The 22,152-nt window shown below is 36.8% G+C and carries 21 protein-coding genes; 10 read left to right on the forward strand and 11 right to left on the reverse strand.

What is annotated here, in order from left to right:
• Positions 1-60: 60 nt before the first annotated feature.
• From DD829_RS20575 to DD829_RS20620, 10 genes are all read left to right on the forward strand, one after another.
• Positions 61-768: a response regulator transcription factor gene (locus tag DD829_RS20575; RefSeq protein ID WP_108410058.1), complete on the forward strand. Its 708-nt coding sequence runs from the start codon at positions 61-63 to the stop codon at positions 766-768.
• A gap of 2 nt (positions 769-770) precedes the next feature.
• Positions 771-2,180, forward strand: coding sequence for a sensor histidine kinase (locus DD829_RS20580; RefSeq protein WP_108410057.1), 1,410 nt, complete (start codon positions 771-773; stop codon positions 2,178-2,180).
• Positions 2,181-2,344: 164 nt separating this feature from the next.
• Positions 2,345-2,839 carry a hypothetical protein gene (locus DD829_RS20585; RefSeq protein ID WP_108410056.1) on the forward strand — a complete coding sequence of 165 codons (495 nt, stop codon included), beginning with the start codon at positions 2,345-2,347 and terminating at the stop codon, positions 2,837-2,839.
• 28 nt (positions 2,840-2,867) lie between these two features.
• Positions 2,868-3,710 (forward strand): YoaK family protein, encoded by an 843-nt coding sequence (locus DD829_RS20590; protein ID WP_076391144.1) that lies wholly within the window; start codon positions 2,868-2,870, stop codon positions 3,708-3,710.
• A gap of 329 nt (positions 3,711-4,039) precedes the next feature.
• The gene (gene mutL, locus DD829_RS20595) at positions 4,040-5,827 is read left to right on the forward strand and encodes a DNA mismatch repair endonuclease MutL (RefSeq protein ID WP_108410055.1); all 1,788 of its coding nucleotides are present in this window, start codon (positions 4,040-4,042) and stop codon (positions 5,825-5,827) included.
• Between the two features lie 5 nt (positions 5,828-5,832).
• Positions 5,833-6,597, forward strand: a complete 765-nt coding sequence (locus DD829_RS20600) for a rhomboid family intramembrane serine protease (RefSeq protein ID WP_108410054.1) — start codon at positions 5,833-5,835, stop codon at positions 6,595-6,597.
• 5 nt (positions 6,598-6,602) lie between these two features.
• Positions 6,603-7,589: an endonuclease/exonuclease/phosphatase family protein gene (locus DD829_RS20605; protein ID WP_108410053.1), complete on the forward strand. Its 987-nt coding sequence runs from the start codon at positions 6,603-6,605 to the stop codon at positions 7,587-7,589.
• Positions 7,590-7,663: 74 nt separating this feature from the next.
• A complete protein-coding gene (locus tag DD829_RS20610) occupies positions 7,664-8,638 on the forward strand; it encodes an endonuclease/exonuclease/phosphatase family protein (RefSeq protein ID WP_108410052.1) in 975 nt (324 codons plus the stop codon).
• A 4-nt stretch (positions 8,639-8,642) separates the two neighbouring features.
• Positions 8,643-8,996, forward strand: a complete 354-nt coding sequence (locus DD829_RS20615) for a hypothetical protein (protein ID WP_108410051.1) — start codon at positions 8,643-8,645, stop codon at positions 8,994-8,996.
• 40 nt (positions 8,997-9,036) lie between these two features.
• Entirely contained in the window at positions 9,037-9,444 is a 408-nt protein-coding gene (locus DD829_RS20620) for a hypothetical protein (protein ID WP_076391156.1), read from the forward strand.
• 48 nt (positions 9,445-9,492) lie between these two features.
• Here DD829_RS20620 and DD829_RS20625 read toward each other — a convergent pair whose 3' ends face one another.
• The 11 genes from DD829_RS20625 to DD829_RS20675 form a co-directional block, all read right to left on the reverse strand.
• Complete coding sequence (locus DD829_RS20625) at positions 9,493-11,007, reverse strand: GH3 auxin-responsive promoter family protein (protein ID WP_108410050.1); 1,515 nt, start codon at positions 11,005-11,007, stop codon at positions 9,493-9,495.
• Between the two features lie 107 nt (positions 11,008-11,114).
• Positions 11,115-11,525 carry a BrxA/BrxB family bacilliredoxin gene (locus DD829_RS20630; protein WP_076391160.1) on the reverse strand — a complete coding sequence of 137 codons (411 nt, stop codon included), beginning with the start codon at positions 11,523-11,525 and terminating at the stop codon, positions 11,115-11,117.
• Between the two features lie 438 nt (positions 11,526-11,963).
• Complete coding sequence (locus DD829_RS20635; RefSeq protein ID WP_076391162.1) at positions 11,964-12,410, reverse strand: GatB/YqeY domain-containing protein; 447 nt, start codon at positions 12,408-12,410, stop codon at positions 11,964-11,966.
• Positions 12,411-12,672: 262 nt separating this feature from the next.
• The gene (gene ftsZ / locus DD829_RS20640) at positions 12,673-14,577 is read right to left on the reverse strand and encodes a cell division protein FtsZ (protein WP_108410049.1); all 1,905 of its coding nucleotides are present in this window, start codon (positions 14,575-14,577) and stop codon (positions 12,673-12,675) included.
• Between the two features lie 107 nt (positions 14,578-14,684).
• Complete coding sequence (ftsA, locus tag DD829_RS20645) at positions 14,685-16,076, reverse strand: cell division protein FtsA (RefSeq protein WP_108410062.1); 1,392 nt, start codon at positions 16,074-16,076, stop codon at positions 14,685-14,687.
• 90 nt (positions 16,077-16,166) lie between these two features.
• A complete protein-coding gene (locus tag DD829_RS20650) occupies positions 16,167-17,117 on the reverse strand; it encodes a cell division protein FtsQ/DivIB (RefSeq protein ID WP_108410048.1) in 951 nt (316 codons plus the stop codon).
• 116 nt (positions 17,118-17,233) lie between these two features.
• The gene (locus DD829_RS20655; protein ID WP_116548116.1) at positions 17,234-17,611 is read right to left on the reverse strand and encodes a GxxExxY protein; all 378 of its coding nucleotides are present in this window, start codon (positions 17,609-17,611) and stop codon (positions 17,234-17,236) included.
• A gap of 121 nt (positions 17,612-17,732) precedes the next feature.
• Complete coding sequence (gene murC / locus DD829_RS20660) at positions 17,733-19,091, reverse strand: UDP-N-acetylmuramate--L-alanine ligase (RefSeq protein WP_108408915.1); 1,359 nt, start codon at positions 19,089-19,091, stop codon at positions 17,733-17,735.
• A 10-nt stretch (positions 19,092-19,101) separates the two neighbouring features.
• Positions 19,102-19,752, reverse strand: coding sequence for a hypothetical protein (locus DD829_RS20665; RefSeq protein WP_108408916.1), 651 nt, complete (start codon positions 19,750-19,752; stop codon positions 19,102-19,104).
• Entirely contained in the window at positions 19,752-20,873 is a 1,122-nt protein-coding gene (gene murG, locus DD829_RS20670; RefSeq protein WP_108408917.1) for an undecaprenyldiphospho-muramoylpentapeptide beta-N-acetylglucosaminyltransferase, read from the reverse strand. The genes DD829_RS20665 and murG overlap by 1 nt, the downstream gene beginning before the upstream one ends.
• 34 nt (positions 20,874-20,907) lie before the next feature.
• Positions 20,908-22,146 carry an FtsW/RodA/SpoVE family cell cycle protein gene (locus DD829_RS20675; protein WP_108408918.1) on the reverse strand — a complete coding sequence of 413 codons (1,239 nt, stop codon included), beginning with the start codon at positions 22,144-22,146 and terminating at the stop codon, positions 20,908-20,910.
• Positions 22,147-22,152: the final 6 nt, after the last annotated feature.

The following is a 22,152-nucleotide window of genomic DNA, read 5'->3' on the forward strand; positions in this document are numbered from 1 at the left end:
AATTTCCTCCTTTATTCATGTCCCATCTTTTCCCTATTTTTGTCTAATTCCAAATTTCAAATGAAAAGAATAATCCTTATCGAAGATGAAACCAGTGTAGTGTCCTTTATCAAAAAAGGGCTGCAGGAAAGCGGATATGAAGTTTCTGTGGCTTTTGACGGTAAAACCGGAGTACAATTGGTGCAGTCGAATGATTTTGATCTGGTGATCCTCGATATTATGCTGCCGGAAATGAATGGGTTGGATGTCTGCAAAGAAATCCGCAAAACCAATCAGAATGTTCCGATTCTCTTCTTAACCGCTTTGGGAACTTCCGAGAACATTGTTTTGGGCTTGGAAAGCGGAGGAGACGATTATCTCGTAAAGCCGTTTAAATTCATAGAACTTGTTGCAAGGATCAAATCTTTACTGAGAAGGAGCAATAGCGGAAATCAGCATGAAAGTGTTGAAGATGAAGAAGATAATGAATATATGTATCAGTTTTCAGATTTGGTTTTAAATGATTATACCAAAAAAGTGACGCGTGCGGGCGAAGAAATTTCACTTACTTCCACAGAATACAAGCTGCTTTTGTACTTTTTAAACAATCCTGAAAAAGTAATTTCACGAACAGAAGTTTTAGAAGCGGTTTGGGGCGTGAATTATGAACTGGGAACCAATGTAGTGGATGTGTATGTAAATTACTTGCGTAAGAAGCTTGATAATCAGGAAGATAATAAGCTGATTCATACCGTAATAGGAATGGGTTATGTTCTGAAAAAATCTTAAAAATGTTTAATAAAGTTGTCACAAATCAGACCAAAACGATGGTGCTTCTGATGTTGGTTTTTACCGCCATCATATTGCTGTTCAGTGGATTGGTGTATTTTTCAATTGTCAACTTTTCGCATCAGAGATTTTATGAACTGCTGAAAATCCGTACCACCACCATTATTCAGATCGAAAAAGGCAAAGATAATCTGGATCTTCCGGAAAATTACATTCTGAACGGATTAAACGATGAAGAGCTTCCGATGGAGCGGGATTATGTTTTTGCAATTCCGGCAGATTCAAATTTTAAGAAAATTTCGGATGAGGTTCATATTCCGGACTATTTTTTTAAAAGCATTGTGAAAAAAGGCGAGGCGAATTTTAACGATAAAGAGTTTTACTACATCGGACAGACTTTTAAGCATGATGATAAAAATTATATTGCCATCGCATCCGCCAAAAATCATTATGTGGTTTATTATCTCGGGTTTTTAAAGAGAACCCTGATTACCTGCATCGTTCTTTCGCTGTTCTTCAGTATGATTTTTTCTTTTTATTTATCGAAAACGTTATTTAAGCCCATCCTTAAAATTACCGGAAAAGTAAAGGAAATCAGTTCCGAAAATCTGCATTTGCGTCTGGAACCGCAACCTGATAATAAAGAACTGAACGAACTCATCGACACTTTCAACGGAATGCTGAACCGCATTGAAACCTCTTTTGAAACCCAGAATCACCTGATCGGAAATGTTTCCCATGAACTGAGAACACCGTTAACGTCGATTATGGGTGAAGCAGATGTGGCACTTTCTATTTCCAGAACCAATGAAGAGTATAAAGAAACTTTAGGAATCATTCTGAATGAAGCCGAAAAATTAGACAAAAAAATCAAGGCTCTGTTGATGATCGCACAGACCGGATTTGACGGCAAAATCCAGAAAATGGATAAAGTACGGATCGATCAGTTGCTTTGGGATGTCATTGAAACCCTCCGAAGAATAGATTCCAGAAATAATATCTATCTCGATATCAGTATGTTGCCCGACAATCCTAAAAAACTGAAAGTTCAGGGCAATGAACAGTTGCTGCATCTTGCGGTTGCCAATATTATTCAGAATGGCTGTAAATATTCTAATTTTCAGCAGGTTAAAGTCTCTTTAGGAGCTACGGATTCGGATGTCTACATTATTGTAAAAGACAGCGGCATCGGAATTCCCGGACAGGAAATGAATAAAATTTACGATCCTTTCTTCAGAGCTTCCAATACCAAAAATTATGAAGGCTACGGAATCGGACTTCCATTGGCAAGAAATATCGTGAGAATACATCGTGGAGAACTAATCGTAAGCTCGCACGAAAATCAGGGAACGACCGTTCAGTTGCGTTTCCCGAATTTCTACAGTATGCAGACAGACGGAAAAGACATCTAATATAATCATCGTTAATTTTTTAAACTGTTAATTCTTTTTAACAGATTCTAATCGTATTTTAATCTCTTTAATCACATTTTAATTCCGTTCCAAAGATGTTCTAATTTGGTCGTTTTAGTTTTGTATTATCAAAAAAGATAAATACAAACCTAAATCTCATTAATATGAACAAGACGATTTTAATAGCCACCGATTATTCTCTTGAATCTTTGAACATTCTGAAAAAAGTAATGAGAGAAAAAGACGCTTCGGAAGACCAGAATCAACATAACATTCTTTTGGTTTCGGGGTATGATATGGGAGATTCCATCAGAGATCTTCTTTTTAATACGAAAAGTACCATTTTCAATAAAATCAGACCGCAGGAATTCTGCGATGCGTATGAAATTATCAGGAATAAATATCCTCACCTTATCAATAAAATTGTGTGCGATATTTTCACCGGAAGTTTCCAGAGAACATTCAATAATTATGTGAAAGCGGAAAATATTGAAGAAGCTTACTATTCTCCTTCTATTAAAAGCAGAGGAAACGGTAAGTTCGATCTTATTCCTTACATCAAAAAATGTAAAGACCTGAAATCTCAGGAAATTTCGGTTGAAGTTCGCAAAAGCCTTCCGGAAAAAGGAAGACTGGCGGAGATCTTTGTAGAAGCTTAACACCAAAGAACTTTAAAAATTTTGAAAAATGCTAAGGAATTATAGTAACAGCAGAACGTTGGGAGACAACATCAGATTAGGAACGCTGACTGCCTTTACGGCAGGTACTATAAACATTGCTTCCCTATTGATATTTCTCTCTTTTACCTCCAATGTAACGGGACATTATGCTATTCTTGCGGCAGAAATCAGCAAGGCAAACTGGTCACAGGTTGCGGTGGTGGGAATGTGGATCTTCCTGTTCTTTTTCGGGGGATTTGTGTCGAATTTTATTGTCATCACATTCAATCAGAAAAGTAAATATTTCGCCCATGCAATGCCATTGGTTCTTGAGATCGCGTGTTTATTGTTTGTGGGAATCTACGGACAGTTTTATTACCGGAAAACGCTGGAAGAAACGGAATATCTGGTCGCTCTAATGCTTTTTGCAACGGGTCTGCAGAATGGTTTAACGGCAAGTATTTCTAATTTCTCGGTAAAAACTACCCACCTTACCGGTACCACTACCGATCTTGGGATTTTATTCTCCATGTTTACGCAGAAAAAATTCAGAAAGAACGGCGAACTGGTCGGAAGAGCAAAACTGCTGATGAGTATCATGATTTCCTATGTTCTGGGTGCGGTTTTTTCAGGGTTAACCTATTATTATCTTGAATTCAGAGTGTTTTATGTAATCAGTCTGTGTTTGCTGGTGGTGATTGGTTATGATGCGTACAAAATTCATATCAGACATTTCAATACGAAATATCGGTACAGCAAAATTTATAAGAAACCGAATCTGATGGCATATTTTTATGATAAAATCCACGGAATTCCGGTGATTAAAGAACAGAAAAGAGACAAGAAAAGGAAGCTTGTGTTTGATGAATGAAAAGGGTAAAAGTTTACTGTAAAAGATCAAAATTCTTGATAACATTTTGAATACTTTTCGTAAAACGGACCTGAATAAACAGACAATGTTAAATAAGAGATATAAATATCAGTATTAATTTTGTGTAAACTAGCTGTGAATCAATCCTCTAATTGTATAACGCAATTGGGGGATTGTGTTTTTAGGAAAACCCCGATAACGAGACATTTTGTCTGAATCTGAAGCATGGCTAGAATGTTGATATGTTGATAAATTAATTTTAATTCAGAAGTTTATAGTTTTAATTCTTATTTTGAATGACTATTTTTGTAAGTTGATTTACGTTTTTTATGTCAGATATTATTCAGCTTTTACCCGATCATGTAGCCAACCAAATTGCGGCAGGAGAAGTAGTGCAGAGACCGGCTTCCATTGTGAAAGAACTTTTGGAAAACGCCATTGATGCAGATGCCACAAAAATTGAGTTGATTATCCGGGATGCCGGAAAAAATCTGATTCAGGTTGTAGACGACGGAAAAGGAATGTCTGAAACAGATGCGAGAATGGCTTTCGAAAGACATGCCACATCAAAAATCCGCGGAACGGAAGATATTTTTAAAATCTCTACCAAAGGTTTTCGCGGCGAAGCGCTGGCTTCGATTGCAGCCGTTTCTCAGGTGGAATTGAAAACCAAACAGAAAGACGCTACCATCGGAACAAATATTTACATCGAAGGAGGGGTTTTCCAGTTTCAGGATCCCGTTCAGACGGCGGAAGGTTCTAATTTTCTGGTTAAAAACTTATTTTATAACGTTCCGGCAAGAAGAAAATTCCTGAAAAACAACAACGTAGAATTCCGACATGTTATCGATGAATTTCAAAGAGTTGCTTTAGCGCACGAAACGCTTGAGTTTTCCCTGTTTCATGATGATGAGCCGATTTTCAGGCTGAGAAAAGGAAGTCAGATGCAGCGTATTGTGGATGTTTTCGGAAGAAAACTGCAGCCGCAGCTTATTCCCATCAAAGAAGATATTATCTGGTGTAAGCTTCACGGGTATGTTGCCAAGCCGGAAGGAGCGAAAAAAACAAGAGGAGAACAGTTTCTGTTTGTCAACGGAAGGTATTTTAAAAGTCCGTATTTCAATAAAGCCGTTCAGGAAGCTTTTGAAGGATTGTTGTTGCCGGGTTATGTGCCTACGTTTTTCCTTTTCTTAGATATTGATCCTGAAAAAATAGACGTTAATATCCATCCGCAGAAAACAGAAGTAAAATTTGAAGACGAACATCTGATCTTTGCTCTGTTGCGTTCCACCATCAAACGTTCTCTGGGAATTTATAACGTTTCTCCAAGTCTGGATTTCGAAAAAGATCCTCACTTTGATGAAATTATGCACAAAACGTTCCCGAGTAAAGGAAACAGTGGAGGCGGAACAACGCTGAAAATGCCGGAAATCATCGTAGATAAAGACTACAATCCTTTTATTGAAGAACGTGAAGTTGCACAGGCGGAAATTCAGAATCTTACAGAAATGTACCATCAGAATCTTACCGCAGAACCTTCAAAGATCAATCTGTTTGAAGATGAAGATTTTGATGAAGATCTGATGAGGTTACCGAACGGATACTGGCTGTTCAACAAAGGGGATGAAACTTTAATGCTCGATTTGGGAAGAATGCACAGACTCGTGGTTTCTGAAAATACAAAACCTGTAAAAAAAGGAACAACCAACGGTCATGCTCTGCTTTTTTCTCTCGAATATCATATGAATGAGATTGAAAAGGCGAAATACAATTCCATTAAAAAATATCTTCCGGAGCTTGGTTTTGAAATGAGCATTGCCCACGAAAGTGTGTTGAGAATAGATGCGGTTCCGGAAGGACTGAAAGAAACGCTGGTTATGAAGTTTCTTGAAAACCTTTTTGAAATTCTGGAGTATAAGTCTGAGGAAGAATTTATGCAGTATTATCAGAACCAGTGGAGTAAGCTTCAGTCGAAATCAAGATTCGATTTCATATACAAAAAAGATGCGGAACAGCTTATCAAGGATTTTACCGCTTTAGGCTTCCCTGAATTTTTACCCAACGGAAAAAGATGTTTCTACGAAGTTCCGTTTAATGATTTTAAAAACAAATTTTAGAAACTATGTTTAATAATTTGCCGCCAATTACGAAAAACATTATAATCATAAATATTGTAGTTTATATAATTACTAATTTTTTCTTGTATGTTTTGAATAAGCCAGAGTTATACTACACTTTATCTGCATATTATCCTTTTTCTCCTTTTTTTAAATCCTGGCAAATTATCACATCTATGTTTATGCACTCGCCACTTTCTGGAGGTGAAGGGATAATGCATATCTTTTTTAATATGTTTGTGTTGTATAATTTTGCTTTTTTAGAAAATATTTTAGGTGGTAAAAGGTTTTTGATACTTTATTTTTTGAGTGGGATTGGCGCTTACGTTTTATTCAATTTATGGGAATTTGTACAGGTTGAAATGTTTGCAAGACAATTAGAAGATTTGGGTGTTAATATTTATGATTATTTTTCAGGAACAGATTTTCAACTGAAAGGATCTGCTGACTCAATTGAAAATCAAAAGCTTTTAATAAGTAATATCGTCAGAATAATATCAAGTCCTTTAATGGGAGCTTCTGGAGCTGTTTTTGGTGTGGTTGCAGCTTTTGCAACGATTTTTCCCAATGCCAGAATAGGAATTTTGTTTATTCCTTTTCCTATAAAAGCAAAATATTTCTTAATTTTTAGTGTAGCTCTTTCTCTTTATTTAGGATATAATGGTTTAGATAGTGGAACCGCTCATTTTGCTCATGTAGGAGGCGCTTTAGTTGGGTTTATTTTGGCAAAAATTTGGAGAAAACATTTAAATAGATTTAATCCTCACTAGGATTTATGAAAATCCTTCGCCTTATTTTTCTCATCCTTCATACCGGAATATTTCTTTTATTATCCGGAATGTTAATGAATGCCTATGTTTCACCAAAAATATTTCCTTGGCTGAATTTGCTTTCTTTAGGTTTTCCTTTATTGATTATTGCTTATATTCTGCTTACTATTTTCTGGATCATCAGTTGGAAGAAAAGAGCTTTTGTCTTTTTTTTCGCGGGACTGCTGTTTTTCAATCCTGTTTTGCGCTGGATTAATTTTTCTCAGCCAAAAAATGAAAAAGCAGATTTAAAAATTGTCACTTTCAACGTTAAAAACGGTGTTTTAGGAAAAGAAAATATCGAAAATTTCATCAACAGTCAGGATGCGGATGTTGTTCTGTTTCAGGAGATGGTTAATAAAAAATACGATTTTAAAGATCTGAAGCAAAGCAGCAAAACCCTCCTTACAAGCGTTTTTACAAAACATAAAGTCATTGCTGAGAAAAATTTGCTTGATGGCGAATATGAAAACGGCAATGCAACCCAGACAGATATTGAGATCAATGGAAAAACCTACCGGATCATCAATGTGTATCTGCAGCCTTTCAGATTTGATAAAAGCATGGTAAAACTGAACGGCGACAGTGAAGAAGATGAGCAGAAACTGAAAGATATCGTAAGAAAACTGATTCCTACCTTTAAAATACATCAGGAGCAGATTGTTCCGATAAGAGAAAGCATTGAAAGTTCTCCTTATCCGGTTATTGTGGCTGGAGATTTTAATGCAGTTCCTAACTCGTATGAATATTATGAATTGTCAAAAGATCTTGAAGATGCTTTTATGAAAGCCGGAAGCGGAAGCGCAACCAGTTTCCATGATTACAAATTCCCGATCAGGATCGATTACATTTTTACTTCAAAATCTATTAAAGCTTTGAGCTATAAGGTCGACCGTTCTGCAAAATTATCAGACCATTATCCTGTTGTATCGACATTTAAGCTCAGTAATTAAATCATAAAAACCGTTAATTTTTCTCGTGTGGTAGGATTTTTGCTGAAAAGCTCTATATCCCTTAGACTGTTTTCATGAAGCCGCGTCAAGTATTGTTGTTTTTCCATATTATTGTTGGTGTTTTACTCCTGTGTACATTGGGGAACGCATGGATTCCGCCTAATCTGTTCGGAAATCTGAATCTTCTTTCTCTGGGGTTTCCCTATCTTATTTCATTACATATTATTTTTACACTGATCTGGATTTTCAGAAAAGAAAAAATTGCCATTGCGTTTGTTTTGGGAACATTTTTATTTTATAATCCTATCCGAAGATGGATCAATTTTACGCCTAAAGCAGAAAGTCAGAAATCGATAAGAGATATAAAAGTCATTACGTTTAATGTAAAATACGGCGATTTTGGCTGGGATAAAGTGAAAAAATATATTCAGGATCAGAATGCAGATATCATTCTGGTTCAGGAAAAAGATACCAACCGTGCCTTGAGACAGGATCTGGTGAAATATCCTTCGGTTATTTTAAAAACCAAACATAAAATTGTAAGACAGGAAGAATTAATAACCGATAAATCGCGTGGAAATTCTTTCTATGCAGATGTAGATATCAATGGCAAAATCGTTCGGATTGTGAATGTTTATCTTGAACCTTTCAGACTGCATAAATCGATGCTTCAGTTCGATGGGCTGAAAAAGGAAGGCGGAAAAATCAATACCCTGCTCTTGCATATGATTCCTACTTTTAAAGCACACGAAGACCAGATCAAAAAAATAAGAAAAGCGGTGGATCTTTCACCCTATCCTGTAATTCTGGCGGGAGATTTCAACTCTGTTCCCAATTCTTATGAATATTATAATCTGGGAAAAGATCTTCAGGATGCTTTCTTAGCGGCGGGAAACGGAAGTTCTTCAAGTTTTCATGATTATAAGGTTCCGTTGAGAATCGATTATATCTTCAGTTCAAAATCAATTATTCCTTTAAGCTATAAAGTGGATAATTCTGTAAGATTATCGGATCATTATCCTGTAATTGCAGAATTTCTGTTAAATTAGTTCCATGAAAAATTTATCTTTTGCCGCTATTATTTTTTCAGCCTTTGTGATGTCCTGTTCAAAAAAAGAACCGGCAGATTTTTATCCTGCAGACAGCCCGAAAGCAAGTTATGATACCACCGCAATCGATTCTTTTTCGAATGGCGCGATTTCTGTAGATGTTGCAAGACAAATCAGAATGTCTTCAAAACAGTATCAGGATTCATTAAAAGAAGCTCTTAAGCTTCAGGAGCAGGAAAAGAAGCTGAAAGAAGAACTTGAAAAGGAAAATAAAAAGAAGGCGGAAGAAGAAAAGAAAAAAGCAGACGAGGAGAAAAAGAAAACATCTGAGCCTTCTGCAGAGGTAAAATCTGCATAATATAAATCACAAAAAAACGTTTTTAAAAAAATTATAAAGTATGAAAAAAAGCATTTTATCTGTACTGATGATCGCAGCCGTGGTTGTGTCATGTACAAAGTCAACATCAAAAACAGAAACTGTTGAAAATCCTGACGGATCAACTACTACCACAACTACTGTTTCTGAAAACGGAGTCGGAGTGGATACGGCAAAGATTAATGATGTGAAGGAAAATACTCAGGCAAAAATTGATGCTGCCGGACAAAAGATTGATAACGCTGCAGAAGATGCAAAAAATAAAATAGACGCCACTGCAGACAAAACAAAACAGGATCTTCAGAAAGCAGGGCAGGACATCAAAGAAGGCGCTGATAAAGTAGGAAAAGACGTGAAAAATGCAGCCGCAAAAGGAGCTTCCAAAGTTGAGGAAGGCGCTAAAAAATTAAAAGAAGATTTAAGCAAGTAAATTAAATTCTTCTGATAAAAATGAAACCGCAGCTTTTCTGCGGTTTTTCTATTTATTCAGTTCCAGTAAAGGATCAATATATTCTCGGTCGTTGCTTAGCCTCGGAACCTTATTCTGTCCGCCAAGTTTGCCTTTGGATTCAAGCCAGCCATAAAAAAGATTAGGCTTTGCGATATGTACAATCGGTCTTTTCAGGGTCATATTGTTGTAACGTTTCGCTTCGTAGTCGGAATTAATCGATTTGAGATGATTGTCAAAAACGTCTATAAAGCGCTCTAAATTGTCCGGTTTTTTGCAGAATTCAAAAATCCACTCATGAGCTCCGCCTTCGTTCTCTTTCATGAAAACAGGGGCTCCTGTGAAGTCGGAAACGGATGCATTGGTTTCTTCGCAGGCTTTTGTGAGCGCAGACTCAACGTTAGTAATCATCAGTTCTTCCCCAAACGCATTAATGTAATGTTTCGTTCTTCCTGTTATTTTTATTCTGAACGGATTGGTTGAGGTAAAAACAACGGTATCGCCGATAAGGTATCTCCACAATCCGCCGTTTGTCGTAATTACCATCGCGTAGTTTTTCCCGATTTCCACATCTTCCAGGCTTACGACTTTCGGATTGGAAAAATGGAACTGATCCATCGGAATAAACTCGTAAAAAATACCGTAATCGAGCATCAGAAGCATTTCATCGCTGTTGGATCTGTCCTGAATTCCGAAAAAGCCTTCGGAAGCATTATAGATCTCGTAGTAATTGATATTTTTCCCGATAATCTGTTTGTACTGTTCTCTGTAAGGTTTAAAGCTGATTCCTCCATGGAAAAACACTTCAAGATTAGGCCAGAGTTCTGAAATGTTTTTAACATCTGTTTCCTTCAGCACTCTTTGCAAAAGCACCATCATCCAGCTTGGAACCCCCAGAATACTTCCCACATCTTCATTCTTCACTTCAGAAGTAATGGCTCTGAGTTTGCTTTCCCATTCTCCCATCAGAGAAACTTTTTTGCTGGGAGTCGTTGTTATTTCTACCCAGAAAGGGAGATTATCAATTAAAATCGCCGATAAATCGCCGAATTTGGTGTTGAAATCCGCATACAGCTCTGAACTTCCGCCAAGACGCAGATTCTTATAATTAAAAAGCTGATTTTCGGGGTGGTTGTTGGCGTAAATGGAAACCATATCTTTTCCGGCTTTCATGTGGCAGTATTCAAGGCTTTCTGCAGAAATCGGGATGAATTTGCTTTTGGCGTTCGTGGTTCCGGAAGATTTTGCAAAATGTTTGATGTAACCGGGCCAGCTTACATCTTTCTGTCCCTGTCTTGCTTTTTCAATATAAGGCTCCATTTCTTCGTAGGTAACAACCGGAACTTTGTTCTTAAAGTCCTGATAACTCGAAATGGAATTAAAACCATATTTTCTCCCATACTCCGTATCTTCTGCATGAAATAACTGGGAAAATAAGATACCTTTCTGTGTTTCAATAGGATGGTCCATGAAATTCTGAATCTGATCTATCCTTTGGCGGATAAACCAATTGACCACAGTATTGAAAAGTGCTTTTGTTGCCATTTCAACAAATATAATAATAATTGGATTTTTAAAGAATTTTTTGTGAGGATAAAAACAAAAAAACCGCTACAAAATTGTAACGGTTTTATATCTGAAATTATTATTTCCTAGCAATACTCGTCGTAAGCAGCCTGAAGGTTTGCAGCGATTGCTCCTGCAGGATTTCCTTCAATGTGGTGTCTTTCCAGCATATGAACCAGCTCTCCGTCTTTAAACAGCGCTACGCAAGGTGAGCTTGGAGGGAACGGTGCTAAATGTTTTCTCGCTTCAACAACAGCCTCTGTATCGAAACCTGCGAAAACGGTGGTTAAATGATCAGGCTTTTTGTCTCCCGTTAAAGAATATACAACTCCCGGTCTTGCAGCTCCTGCAGCACATCCGCATACAGAGTTGATGACCAAAAGGGTAGTTCCTGATTGTTTTAATGCTTCTTCTACCTGAGCCGGAGTGGTCAGGTCTTCGAAACCTTTATCTGTAAGTTCAGCCTTCATCGGCATTACTAAATCTTGTGGATACATATTTTTGTTTTTTGTAAAGTACAAATTTAAGCAATTCTTTACTTTTCATCAATATATAAAAACTATCAGTTGTTTTAGAAAACAAAATGTAATGAATATTAATAGTTTAACAATAATTATAAAATTTTACATTAAATATGTTAATTATCAAAAATAATTACTAAATTTGAAATGATTCTGAAAACAGTTGACCATGAAAAAATATTTACACTGATCCCTCTCACTTAAATTTCTTTCAGTTTTTGCTTTTATCTGAGCAGAAATTGATGTCACTCAGAAAAGAATAAATGAAGCCCGGAACTGAAAAGTTCCGGGCTTCTTTAATCAAATCGATATGCAAAGGTTGAATATCCTTATAAAATAGCTGATGGTTTTTGGTTGCTAATTGTAGTTGATGGATAGAAGAGCAATCAACTAAAAATTACCAACGATCAGCAATTATGAAAGCAGCTTTTTCGCCATCTCGGAAATGCTTTTTCCGTCCGATTTTCCGGCTAAAGATTTTGAAGCAATTCCCATTACCTTTCCTAAATCTTTCATAGATTCAGCGCCTGTTTCTGCGATAATGTTTTTCATTTCTGCTTCCAGTTCTTCTGCTGAAAGCTGTTTTGGCAAAAACTGCTCAATCACTTTCATCTGAGCTTCCTCCACTTCGGCAAGATCATTTCTTCCCTGCGCAGTAAACTGTTCGGCAGAATCTTTACGCTGTTTTACCATTCTCTGAAGAATAGCAATTTCCTGTTCTGCGCTAACTTCTGCTCCTCTGGCTTCCGTTTTAAGCAGTAATATCTGAGATTTTACAGCACGAAGAGAATCCAAAGCCACTTTGTCTTTGGCTCTCATTGCTGTTTTTATAGCTTCGTTTATTGTATTTTCTAAACTCATGGTTTTTAATTTGATAATTTGAAAAAATGAGACAATTTGAAAATGTAATTATTTTAGAATTGAGAATGTATAATTAAACTTGTTTAAACTAATTTCAGAATTAACCACAAAAGGCACAAAAGACAATTTTAAAGCGAATTTCATTTATAATGGTCAACTTTAAATAAAAGTTTAGTCATCTTTTGTGACTTTTGCGGTTAAATAAAAAGTTTAAACAGACTCATTTTCAAATTCTCAAATTGCCACATTTTCAAATTAAATTTTAGTCTACATCTTTATTTAAAAATCTGTTTTCTCTGATCTGCATATTTCCGTTGTTATCAGACAGGTAAGTGTTGATGTTCTGGTCGGATGCATTGGTTCCTTCAATCGAAATATTTTTTCTCTTGAATGCAGGAACAGATTCAAACTCGCTGGAGCTGTCGAAACTCTGGTAACGGGAATTAAACTCTTTCAGTTTGTTTCTTCTTTCCATTACTCTTTCCTGATCCACGGTTTTATTCACGAAGGTGAATTCTTCTTCCGCCGGTTTCGGAGCTTCAGTTTCTGTCTTATTTTCGAAAATAGGCTCTTCTTTCAGATGCTGAAAGAAGTGTTCTACTTTCTGAAACGGCTCTTCCGTAAGCTGATTCACTTCATTGGAAGTTGCTAATTCTGCTTTTGGCTGTCCGAAATCAGATTTAGGCTCATTTTTTACAGGTTCATTCACAAAGAAGCTGAATTCAACAGGTTTTTCCTCAGAAAAAGTGTTATTGAAAGCAGTATTAGACTGTGGTTCTTCTTTTTTATGATCAAAATCAAATTTAAAAGATTCTATTTCCAGATCATTCGGATCTTCTGCTTCTTCGTCTAATGTGAACAAGCTGAAAGATTCTTCCTCATTGTCTTCGTTTCTCCAGTCCTGAGTGTTATTAACCGTATCTTCCTCTTTATCAAAGAATTTTATTTCAATTTTAGTCTCTTCGTTGCCAATAGTCATTTTTTTTTCAGTAGATGTAACCCCAAACTGTGGATGGTCATGGTCTTCATCGTCCAATCTGAAAAGGTTTTTACCCCCGAAATCATAATCCTGTTCCGCATGAGAATGTCTTTCCTCTCTTGTTTTAAAAGGAGACTCTTTTGGAGTATCGAAACTGTCGTTCAGGCTAATTTTAATTTTCTCTGTTGGTCCTGCAAATTTTTTGTTATCGTTAGAAAAACCTGTTGCGATTACAAGAACGCTTACAGAATCTCCCAATTCTTCGTCTGCTCCCACCCCGAAAATAATATCTGCAGTGTTTCCTGCTTCTTTCTGGATATGATCCATGATTACTCCGATTTCGTCCATGGTCACTTCTTCCACACCACTTCTGATCAGTAACAGAACGTTTTTCGCGCCTGTAATCTTATTATCATTCAATAGTGGGGAATCAAGCGCTTTTTTAACTGCTTCTTCGGCTTTATTTTCACCGGAAGCAATTCCTGTAGACATCAAAGCCGTCCCTGAATTCTGAAGCACAGATTTAGCATCTCTAAAGTCAATGTTGACATCAAAGTAACCTGTAATAACTTCCGCCATTCCTTTGGCTGCGTTCGTTAAAACTTCATCGGCTTTTGAGAATCCCTGCTTGAATCCAAGGTTTCCGAATTGCTGTCTTAATTTATCGTTGTTGATGACAATTAATGAGTCAACGTTATTTCTTAATTTATCCAGACCGTTTTCAGCCTGTTCCAGTCTTCTTTTCCCTTCAAAACTGAAAGGTACGGTAACGATTCCTACCGTTAAGATTCCCATATCTTTGGCTACTTTAGCAATAACGGGAGCAGCTCCGGTTCCTGTACCACCACCCATTCCGGCAGTGATGAAAACCATTTTGGTATTTTGTCCCATTGCAGCTTTAATATCTTCGATGCTTTCGATCGCAGATTTTTCTCCTACTTCAGGATCGGCTCCTGCGCCAAGACCTTCGGTAATGGTAGTTCCCAACTGTACTTTGTTGGCAACCGGGTTATTATCTAAAGTCTGGGCATCTGTATTGCAAATCACGAAATCCACTCCGTGAATACCTTTTTCGTACATGTGTTTCAGCGCATTATTTCCACCGCCTCCAACACCGATTACTTTTATGATTGATGAATTTCCTTTTGGCAAATCAAATGAAAATCCTTGTGTACCTATGTTTTCCATAATTAGTTTCTTTTAATAATTATAATTGATAAGCGATAAATGAATAATGATTTTGTTTTAATTAAAAATAAATCATCAATTATCACTGATCTTTTATCATTTATATTTTATTCTACTTCTTCAAAGAATTTTTTTACTTTTTCCATCAGCGACTGCCCGAAAGTGAGTTTCGCCGCCTTTTTATTCTCATGCTGTTCTTCTCTAGGCTGTTGTTCCTGTATCGGTGCAACTTCCTGCGGAGCGGATTGTGAAGTTTCAATCGCAGCTTGTGCAGCAGCATTTTCCGGCTGCTCTTTTTCCAAAACAGGAGTGTCTTCCACCGTGTTCAGCTTTTTATCCCTGATTTTTAAACTTTCCATTAACAAACCAATGGAAGTCGCAAATTCGGGACCTTTAAGATACTGATTTTTATCATTCGCCACATACTCATTTGCAAATCCTATTCTGCTGTCGAATCCTGTTGTATAATTGGCAAGCTGACGAAGGTGTTTCAGGTTGGATCCACCACCTGTTAATACGATTCCTGCAATCAGTTTTTTCTTTTGTTCAAAAGCTCCGTAAGCCTTTAATTCTGTATTTACCATCTCCAGAATTTCTTCCACTCGAGCATTGATGATCTGTGCTAAAGTTTTCAGGGAAATTTCTTTATCCGGTCTTCCGTGAAGCCCGGGAATGGTAACGTACGTGCTGTCTTTTTCAAGCTCAGGAACCGCAGAACCGAATTTTACTTTCAGTTGCTCCGCGTGTTTCTCGATGATGGAACAGCCTTCCTTGATGTCTTCCGTAATAATTCCTCCTCCGTAAGGGATAACACAGGTATGACGGATGATATTATCTTTAAAGATGGCAATGTCTGTAGTACCGCCTCCGATATCTACAATGGCAACTCCTGCCTCTTTTTCTTCTTTTGTAAGAACCGCTTCAGAGGATGCCAAAGGTTCAAGGGTAAGAGCTTCCATTTCAAGCCCTGCTTCTCTCACACATCTTGCGATATTGCGAATGCTTCCCATCTGTCCTACAACCACATGGAAGTTGGCCTCTAAACGCTTACCGTGCATCCCGACCGGTTCCTGAATTTCACCTTCGGAATCTACTTTGTATTCCTGCGGCAAAACGTGAATGATTTCTTCTCCAGGAAGCATCACCAGTTTTTTTACCTGATCTTTTAATGCTTCAATGTCGTCGTCTGTGATGAATTTATCCGGATGTTCACGCATAATATAATCGGAGTGCTGCAGAGAACGGATGTGTTTCCCTGCGATTCCTACCGTTACTTTACGGATAGGAACTCCTGCGCTGGACTGTGCTTCAGACACAGCAGCTTTGATTGAATTAATGGTCTGCGAAATATTATTCACAATACCTTTGTGAACACCAAGACTTTTCGCCTTTCCTACACCGAGAACTTCTATTTTCCCGTGTGCATTCCTCCTTCCGACAATCGCAACAATCTTTGTTGTCCCGATGTCCAGACCTACTGAATACTCTTGATTTTCCATTTTTATACCGATTTGATTTTTTCGTTTTTCAGTTCCTGTTTTAATAAGGATCATAGGTTTTCGCCTATGAATATTGATGTTTTTTTATTTTTATTCTATCTTAACTTTAACTTTTGCTTTAGTTTTCGGTTTTGACGCCGTAGGTTTCTCAGTTTTTTTTGCTTGGGTTACCTTCGGTTTTGAAGGATTCCCCGTTTTCTTAATTTCTTTTTTAACTTCGGCTTTAGGCTTTGGTTCCACACTTTTGGCGACGGCAACCGGAGCTTTTGCCAGTTCTATATTGGCTGCTTTTAAAATACTGTCGTTTTCTTTGTAATTAGGATTTAAGGTGGTTACAATCTGGTTCTGATATTTAATAGAAACCATGCTGTATTTTTCCGGATCCTGATACACAAGATATTTTTCTACAAAGGCTTTAAATCCTTTTACTTTAAAATCGATATTATCTAAATCCCCGATCTCGACTTTGTAGTTTCCTTCACTGGTAAGAAGATTATAGTCGCCGTTTCGGTCTTTGGATATTCCGATAAAATATTTTTTGCTGAAATCGTCCTTGTCGATCTTTTCAACCAGTTCGGAAAGTTTTTCATACTCTTCTTTTTTCACATTTCCCGTTACAAGCATACAGGGATGAGAATAGGTTTTGGAGATCGGAAATTCTATTCCTTTTTCATCTACATAAAAATCTCTGCCTTCTTTGTTTAATCTGAAAACGGGAACCCTCTGTTTGATGTCTAAATTCAGTTTTCCGTTCAGGTTTAAATAAACATTTGCGCTGTCTACCGCCGGAAGATTGTTGATCTTTTTTTCCAGCGCCGGAATATTAAGATCCCCGACTTTTCCAGAAGGGTTTTCTTTTTTTACAATTTCCCGGATATCTTTTTCATCAATGAAGTAAACCGGTGTTTTTTCATTCATTTTCACAGAAATTTTATTGTCCGTAATCTTCTGTCCGCTGAATTTCTTCAAAGAGAAACTCAACAGAAATCCTAGGATGATTACTGTGATGGCAATTTTTAATATTCTGTATTTATTTTTCATTTTTGTTTTTTAGCTTTTTTAACGCTACGGGCGCAAGGTTTTTCTTTAAATTCTTGCTTTTTATTTTTATGTTCGCAAAGGCGTTTCACTCAGCAAATGATAGCTGAAAATATTTTTTATAATTTGTTTACTGCTCTTTTTACTCCGTCTTTAAATAAGGTAGAATGAAAATTTAAAATCATCCCTAATTTCATTTCTGTGATTCTTAAATAATTAAGAATTTGGAAAAAATGATATTTATTAATTTCCGGAACTGCTTTTATTTCTATAATTACTTTATTTTCAATTAATAAATCAACTCTGAATGCTTTCTCAATAATTAAACCTTCATAATTGACACTAATATCTTTTTGACTTTCAATATTCAATCCGCTATTTTTTAACTCGTGAATTAAACATTGCTCATAAACATTTTCATAAAGTCCGATTCCCAGTTTTCGGTGCACTTTCATCCCTGCATCAAAAACTATGTTTGAAATTTCATTTTCTGTCATTGTGTGTTTTATTTACTCTGAAATGATATTTTCAGCTATCATTTGCTGAGTGAAACGCCTTTGCGAACAAATTTCCGTGTTTTCAAAAAATTCTTTGTGTCCGTTGCGTTATATTTAATAATTAAATTTTCTCTATCCACTCAAAAACAGGATCATACAGTGTGTCTATATTTCCTGCCCCTACCGTAAGAAGAATATCAAAATCTTTTTCTTTTATTTTACTGAAAGCTTCGCCTAATGTTGAAACTTCTTTTTTATCTAAATTAACTTTTTCCAGTAACCAATCGGAAGTAATTCCTTCAAAATTTTCCTGAAGTTCTCTTGCCGGATAAATATCAAGTAAAATCAATTCATCGGATTTACTTAAGCTTTCTGCGAATCCGTCTGCAAAATCTCTTGTTCTGCTGAAAAGATGGGGCTGAAAAACCACCAGTAATTTCTTTTCAGGGTAAAACGTGCGAATTGAACCCATCACGGCATTAATTTCTGTCGGATGATGTGCATAATCGTCTATGTAAATTTTACCGTTTTCGTAGATGTGTTTTGTATATCTTCTTTTAATTCCTTTGAAATTGGCAATTGCTTTTTTCAGTGTTTCGAAATCTACTCCTAAACTGTTTAAAATAGCCAATGCAACGGTTGCATTTTCTACGTTGTGAATTCCCGGAATTTCCCAGACAAAATCTTTTACCGTTTCGTTTGGCGTATGGAAATCAAAATAAATTTTATCATGATCCATTCTCAGATTATCGGAATAATAATCAGCCACTTCGTTTACAGCGTAGGTTTGATGAGGTCTTCCGATTTCAATTCCTTTTCTTACAAAAAGCCGTCTGTCTTCGGGAACCAGAGCCGCAAATTGTCTGAACCCCTCTTCAATGGTATTTTTATCTCCGTAGATATCCAAATGATCCGCATCGGTGGAAGTAATAACTGCCCAATCCGGAGAAAGGTTTAAGAAGCTTCTGTCGTATTCATCTGCTTCCACAACGGAATATTGCGAGCCGTTGTAGAGGAAATTTGATTTAAAATTCTCAGAAATTCCTCCCAGAAAACATGAAAAAGGCAAATCTGCTTCTTTGCACAGGTGTGAAACCAGAGTAGAAGTGGTTGTCTTTCCGTGAGTTCCGGCAACAGCAATGCAGTCTGTGTTTTCCGTGATTAACCCTAAAACTTTTGCACGTTTTAATACTTCAAACTGATTGGTATTGAAATAATCCAAAATGTCCAGTTTTTTAATCGCCGGAGTATAAATAACCAGCGTATTTTCTTTCTGAAGCGAAGAGATTTTTTCATCAATAACATCTTCAAAAACAATATCAATTCCCTCGCTCATTAAAGTCTGAGTAAGTTTGGTGTTGGTTTTATCGTAGCCTGAAACTTTCTTGCCCGAAGCATGGAAATAACGCGCCAAAGCACTCATCCCGATTCCTCCGATCCCAACGAAGTAAAAATTTTGATATGTTTCTAAATTGTTCATTTATTATAATTTAACTAAAAAGTTTTATTCCAATCCATACAAAAAAAGCTATTGCAGAGATAATTAGAATGTTTTGTCCGTGGCTTCTGTCTTTTTTAGTAAAGCCATAAATTCTATCACCATTTGGTAAAGCTTTTTTATAATACATTAAATAAGCTCCAACAAATACACCTAAAAATCCGGCAAAAAAGGCAGAAGTGTATCCGATTATTATTAACCAAGTCGGACTTTCTTCCTGAGTTGAAAGATCTTTAATTCTTTGTTTATTTATCACATTTAAAAGTTCCGGGCTAATTTCCTTTCCTCTTTGTTTTAATATTTTTTGAGCGAGTAAATAATCAAATTTGTTCCATTCTTCTTTTTTTGTTACAATTTCAATCAGTTCTTCATCAGAAGAATCAAAAAGGTAATAGTCTTGATCTACATTTTCAATTTCTTTTTTAACTAAATCTTCTTCTAATTTCTCGACGTGACTAAAATCTTCTTTTTGAATTTTTAATTCAAACTGTTTTGTGTTTATATCGCCTCCAAAACTGGAGTCTAATTGTGAAGAATTATTTGCCAATTCATAAGCAATATGATTCTCTTCCAGAATTTTTATTAATTCTAAAGCATCATCTTCGTAAATGAATTTTCTATATGTAGAAAGCTCGCTTGACATTATTTTATCACCTTAAAAATCTCGTCTACAATCTCTTTTGCCGCATTTGGTTTGGCAAAATATTTCAGATTTTCAGACATTTCTTTTCTTACTTTTTCATTTTCGCATATTTCTGAAAGGGTATTCCAGAATTTTTCCTGCATTTCAGAGTCTTTTACCATTCGGGCTGCATTTTTTTCAACCAGATTCATCGCATTTTTGGTTTGATGGTCTTCCGCTGCAAAAGGGAAGGGAACCAATAAAACCGGCTTCTGAGCGACTGCCAACTCTGAAATGGCAATTGCTCCTGCTCTGGAAACAATGACATCTGCTGCAGAATAGGCTGTTTCCATATCTTTGATGAATTCATTGAGCTGGATGGAAGCTGGAAGCCGGAGGTCGGAAGACAACTCGCTGTAGTCTAATTTTCCGGTTTGCCAGATCAATTGGTATCCTTTTTCTTTAAGGTTTTCCAAATTGTCTTTCCATCCGTTATTTAATGTTCTTGAACCTAAAGATCCTCCGACAGATAAAATCGTCAGTTTATCTTTATCCAAGCCCATTTTTTCTTTTGCCTGAGAGGTTTCCTGTATTCCCGAGATAATATTCTCACGAATCGGGTTCCCCAGAAACTTTATTTTTTCAGCCGGAAATCCTTCCACTTTCGGATAGGCGGTGAATACGGCTTTTGCTTTTTTACTTAAAATTTTATTCGTAACTCCTGCATGAGCATTCTGTTCCTGAATAAAAATAGGAATTCCCAGTTTACTTGCCTCGTACAAAGCCGGTCCGCTTGCGAAACCTCCTGTTCCCACGGCAAAACCCGGAGCGAAACTTTTAATAATCTTCTTCGATTTGGATAAACTTTTTAAAATTTTAAAAGGCAATCCTAGATTCGACAGAAGATTTCCTCTGTTGATTCCGGCAATATCAATTCCTTCGATTTTATAACCTGCCTGCGGAACTTTTTCCATTTCCATTTTTCCGTTGGCTCCTATGAACAAAAATTCAGCATCGGGAAATCTTTTTCTGATTTCGTCCGCAATAGCAATAGCAGGAAAGATGTGTCCTCCTGTTCCTCCTCCCGATAATAGTACACGGATGGATTTTGGTTTTTGGCTATCTGCTGATGGTTTATTCATTTCTGTTTAAATCTTTTTATATTCTTTTTTTATTTTAAGCAATGTCGTTAATCTCTGCTATGCTTTGTTTTTTGCCCATTCCTTCTTCATCGTAAATCTGAATTCTGGAGCTTATGTTTAAAATAATTCCCAACTGCAAATATGTTACCAACATTGAGGTTCCTCCGTAACTTATTAAAGGCAGCGGTTGCCCTGTAACAGGGATTAAATTGACGGCAACTGCAATATTTACAGAAAGTTGTATAAAAATCATTACTCCGAGGCTGAGAACGAGCAAAGAGCCGAAAAATGCGGGCATCTTGCTGGCTATCATTACGATACGGATAATCATAATTAAATATAAACTTACCAGAAAAACCGCTCCGATCACTCCGTATTCTTCTACAATCACGGCGAAAATGAAGTCGGAGGCAGACTGCGGAAGCATTTGTTTTAAAGCACTTTTGCCGGGTCCCATTCCAGTAACTCCGCCGTGTACGATGGCTGCTTTTGCCATCATCACCTGATAATTCTTTGCTTTTACACTTTCGTCATCTACGTCTGCAGTTTTTGCTTTGCTGGATGTAAATGTTTCGATACGGCTCATCCATGTGTGAACACGGTTTCCTCCGATTAAGTTGGTGTTTAAAGCCACCAGTAAAAACAAAACAATTGCAATAAATGATGCAGAAATAAATCCTGCAATGTATTTCCAGTGTAACTGTCCGATAACGAGCACAATAACCGAAACCATTAAAATCATCAGTGCGGTTGAACCATTGTCTTTTGCCACCAGGACAAAAACCAGCAGAATCGGACCGAAGATGTACATGATGTTCTCAATCGGAAGCCGTTCCCGCGTTATTTTTTTGGTTAAATATCTGCACAGATAAATAATCAGCATTAAAAAAGCAAAGGAAGACGGCTGGAATGAAATTGGTGTTCCGGGAATTTTCAGCCATCGTGAAGCACTGGCTCCGTCAATAGTTTGTCCTGTGAACATGGTGATAATCAGTAGAATAACCATTAAACCAAGCATGATGCTGCTGAGTTTTCCGATGTATTCGTATTTTACCATTCCAACCACTCTCATGATTCCCAAACCTAAGACCACGAAGAACATATGTTTGATAACGTGACCGGTTGTGGTCCCGTTATTAACGATATATTCGAGATTCGAACTTGCAGAATAAACCGGGAAAATAGAGAAAATGGAGATCACAAGAATGACCATCCAAAGTACTTTATCGCCCTTCAGGAATTCGAATCTGTTTTCTGTGTCTTGTTCGTTCATATATAA

The organism is Chryseobacterium sp. HMWF035, from assembly GCF_003094695.1.
GTDB lineage: Bacteria > Bacteroidota > Bacteroidia > Flavobacteriales > Weeksellaceae > Chryseobacterium > Chryseobacterium gambrini.